At 38.9% G+C, this 4325-nt stretch carries 3 protein-coding genes; 2 read left to right on the forward strand and 1 reads right to left on the reverse strand.

All coding sequences use genetic code 11. The features are described from left to right. Positions 1–789: ABC transporter permease (locus tag F6K57_RS37930; RefSeq protein ID WP_293073610.1), on the forward strand; the 789-nt coding region annotated here is incomplete at its 5' end. A 406-nt stretch (positions 790–1195) separates the two neighbouring features. After that, positions 1196–2116, forward strand: a complete 921-nt coding sequence (locus tag F6K57_RS37935; protein WP_293073613.1) for a pyridoxamine 5'-phosphate oxidase family protein — start codon at positions 1196–1198, stop codon at positions 2114–2116. Here the strand turns inward: F6K57_RS37935 and F6K57_RS37940 are convergent. Beyond that, on the reverse strand, positions 2109–4025 hold the full coding sequence (locus tag F6K57_RS37940) for a serine/threonine-protein kinase (protein ID WP_293073616.1): 1917 nt from the start codon (positions 4023–4025) through the stop codon (positions 2109–2111). The genes F6K57_RS37935 and F6K57_RS37940 overlap by 8 nt on opposite strands. Positions 4026–4325: the final 300 nt, after the last annotated feature.

The raw sequence follows: 4325 nt of genomic DNA on the forward strand, positions 1-4325 counted from the left end.
ATTGGCAATATATTAGCAATTTTTAGGAAAGAATTACAGGGATATTTTGCTTCACCATTCGCTTATGTTATCGCCGGTGTATTTTGGTGGCTGTCTGGCTCCTTTTTTGTAGAAATTCTTTTGGATCAAGAGGGTATTATTAACCAAGTTGCAACGGCAGAACAATTGGGTTTACCGATACCACCAGTGGATGTTGCTTATGTATTTTTGCGTCAATTCTTGGAAGTGATGGGTTCACTGTCGTTATTTGTGTTGCCAATTATGTCGATGGGACTCTATGCTGAGGAACGCAAACGCAGGACTTTGGAGCTTTTGGCAACTTCTCCACTAACGAATTGGGCTGTAGCCGTAGGTAAACTCTTGGGAGTGGTGACATTTTATAGCTTTATGGTGCTACCCTTACTTGCCTATGAAGCGATCGCATTTAGTGCTACAGATCCCCCGGTTCAACCTGTCCTACCGTTACTCGCCCACGCCGGATTAATTTTACTGGCAGCATCGGTGCTTTCTCTGGGGATGTTCATTTCTTCCCTAACTGATAGCTCAATTTTGTCAGCAATCCTCACCTTTGCTGTGGTTTTGGGACTTTGGGTTATTGATTTGATTGCTAAAAATGTTAGTGGACCCCTTGGAGAAGCCTTAGGTCATTTATCGTTGTTGGAAAATTATAAAAATCTGATTCAGGGTGTTTTGGATACTAGTAGTATAATTCTGTTTTTGAGTTATATCTTTATCGGTATTTTTCTAACTGCTCAGTCTATTGATGCATTAAGATTTCAGCGTTCTTAGTATGTAAGCATATGCTGAATGCTGATAGCTGAATGCTGATAGCTGATAACTGATAGCTGAATGCTTTCCTCAAAACCTGGCAATTTCTTAAAGCAATTTCTGACATCGAACTGAGGTGAGTGATTGTCAGTTAAACAACACCAGACAAAACTGAGACAAAAACTGAGACATTTTGCTCTTGTCTTCCCAGTAGTCTGAGATTAGAGAAAGTTCAGGGATATGTAGCTATTGACCTAACACCCCTGACTGGTTGTATCCTGTCCGGTGCTGGGTGATAGTCTTCTTTAGCCCAAATCTGGACAGTTTTCTAGTTTAGAGACAGACAGATTAGATACAGACATATACAGAAATTCTGTGTATAAGAAAACTGCTGTTTTCTGTGTCACTATCCCCAAAGGAGTAGATTATGAGCTTTCACACTGGAGAGATTGCTGTTCAAACTCGGGCTGGGGTAACCGAAGAAGCTGAGAAACTCAGCTCGATGATTACTCCCGTGATCAAACCTGCTGCTCAGATGCTCCTGACAACTCAACAATTAGCGATCGCTAGTAGTGTGGATACCAATGGCTTAGTTTGGGCATCATTGCTGACTGGTCAACCTGGTTTTGTCCGAGTTTTCGATAATCAAACTGTCGAGATTAACTGTATCCCTATCGATGGGGATCCCTTGTACGAAAACTTGGTGCAAAATGGAGTACTGGGACTTCTGGTGATTGACCTGACTACCCGTAAACGCTTGCGGATGAATGGCTTGGCTAGAGTAGAAGGCAAAGGGCAGATTGTGATGCAGACCACTGAGGTATTTTTCAACTGTCCCAAATACATCCAGCTGCGTCATCTAGAGACTGATACCCCTGAGTCAAGGGAGCCTGAAATTCGCAGCTTTGAGGCTTTGACCACAACCGAGCAAGACTGGATTACCCAATCTGATACCTTTTTCATTGCCAGTTTTAATCCAGAAACTGGGGCAGATGCCTCTCATCGGGGTGGATATCCAGGATTTATCCAGGTGATCAGTGATAATCAGCTAGTGTTTCCTGATTATGCTGGCAATAATATGTTTCAAACCCTAGGTAACCTGACAGTGAATCCCCATGCTGGTCTGCTGTTCATCGATTTTGAGCGAGGTAATACCTTACAACTAACAGGAATAGCTGAGGTGATTTGGGATCAGTCACGATTCACTACCGTTCCAGGAGCACAACGGTTAGTGGAGTTTCATATTGAGCAGGTCTTAGATACAACTAATGCTAGCCCTATACGCTGGCGCTTTGGAGAGTATTCTCCCGCTAATCCTGCTGTTAAGAAGGAGAGTCTTACTACTTAACTCTTATTCCTTTTGTTTTGAGAGTGATTAGTCTAATTAGTGGATTATAAGTATAAACACGTCGAAAACTAAGTGTAATCACTGAGGCATTAGGATCTAGTGGTTGTTTTAAGGTGATAGAACCTTTAGTTGGTATCCTAGAAGGCATCACTGTTCCATCCCAACTAGAGCCTGAATAACCTCTATAATTATTTCCTAAATTATCAACGGCGATAAAATCGGAAAATCGGCTATCTTTATTAGTGTAATTATAAGCTTTAAAATAAATTTTTAATTGGCCATTTTTCCACTTTTCTATTTTATCGACGACGAAGCGAGCGCCATTAACTTGTGGGGATGACCAATAATTTCTAAAAACTTGAGGAATTTGGCTTTTCCATTCAGCAATTAATCGTTGTGCTTCTTGATAAGATGGCGTAGCGTTATGAATCCGTTTGGCGATGGATATTGCTTGACTATACTGTCGCTGATTAGCATAGTGATTTGCCTTGAGGATCAGGTTTTCTCCTTGTATTTCTAATTCAGCAGCTAGTCTTTCTAATTCAGCAGCTTTTAGTTTGGTTTCAGCAGCATTAATAATTTGGATTGCTTGCTGCTGGAAACGTTCAGCGTTAACCTGTGCTGCCATTGCTTTGGCTTGTTGCCATTTATGTTTCTTTAGGTCTTGTTGAGCTTTTTGAATTAAATTTTGATCACTTTGCCATTCTTTCCATTGAGTAATTAACGTTTGTGCTTCTTGGTAACTATTACTCTCAGTCGGTATTTTTTTAGCTTCAGTAATTGCTTTATAGATAAGTTGGGGATTGTCTACTAGTTTAGTTGCTTTATTTAGTTGTGCGACAGAACAGTCATTTAAGAGGCATATCGATTTTTCATTGATGCTCAAAAAATCTGGAACATCTTGAGCTAAGTTAATACATTTTTCATAGTCTCCATCGCTCAAGTGCTGTTGGATTTTACTTACTAATAGTTGCTCAACTTGGTTTAATCCATAGGTAACACCTAATCCTAAACTGATTACAGTAACTATAGCATACTTTAGTCGTTTATTCAGGTTATTTACTTTGAGTTTATTGCTAAACTCTGCTAGTAGTTTTCTTTGAATTGGCTCTGGTGATGGAACCGATTTAAAAATACGTTCTAGATTGGTAAGACGCTTTTTAGGGTCCGGTTCTACCATTTTGTCTAGGTAGTTAAGAAATTCTTTGCTATAACCTGAAGCTAAATGCTTGAATTTTATACGATGATTGCTTAAATCAATTAAATTACTAATTTCTGCCGTTTTAATTCCGGTAACCAAACAAACAAGTGTCACTCCTAAACTATAAATATCTGATGCTTTATTGAGGGTGTGATTATATAATTGTTCTGGTGGCATAAATCCAGCTGTGCCAGCCATCGTAGTACTTCCATTAATTGAACCATAGGCAAGTTTTGCTAACCCAAAATCAATTAAGTAAACCCGCATTTTGTAATCTAACAAAACATTTTCTGGTTTAATGTCTCGGTGAATTATCGGATTATAAAAATGTTGTATATAATCCAAAATTTCGAGCATTTGAACGGCAATTTGCTGGATTTGCTCTGGTGTAAAGCTTGGGTATGCAGACAAAGGTTGAGCGTTTTTGTACTCCTGTACCAAACAAACACCACCCTCAGGAGCAAAGGAGTCAAGATAGCGAGGAATCCTAGGATGGTGTAACTGTTTTAGTACCTTAATCTCACTTTCAATGGATTGGTAACCATGCCAGCTACTGTTATATTGAGCAAATTGAAACAGCTTGATTACAACTTTTTGCTTAGTTTTAAGATGGATGGCTTGATAAGTTACTCGACCACTGTGATAGTTGTGACCTAATTGTTTTTTGACTTGGTAGCCATAGTTATAAAAATCAGGAAATTCACTCATCGAATGTAGGTTTGTGCATCAGTTACAAAATGTATACGCTTTATATTACTCCAACTTCAACAAAAGAATAACGGATTGAGTTTTAAGTAATTGAAAGCCCAAGTCTATGTAGAGTTTGGGTTGATAGTGACCTGAAAGCTAGAGCTGGTAAGTATTGTGGATCACTTGTGGCCCCCAGGAAGTTTATACAAACTTTATATTCAACCAAAGCCTTTATACAAAGTTTACAAAAAAACTATGAAGGATAATCTTTTTATGGATAAAAATAGTGTAAACTTATCCACCAATTTATTCACAAAA

The sequence above is a fragment of the Moorena sp. SIO4A5 genome (assembly GCF_010672005.1).
Classification (GTDB): Bacteria; Cyanobacteriota; Cyanobacteriia; order Cyanobacteriales; family Coleofasciculaceae; genus Moorena.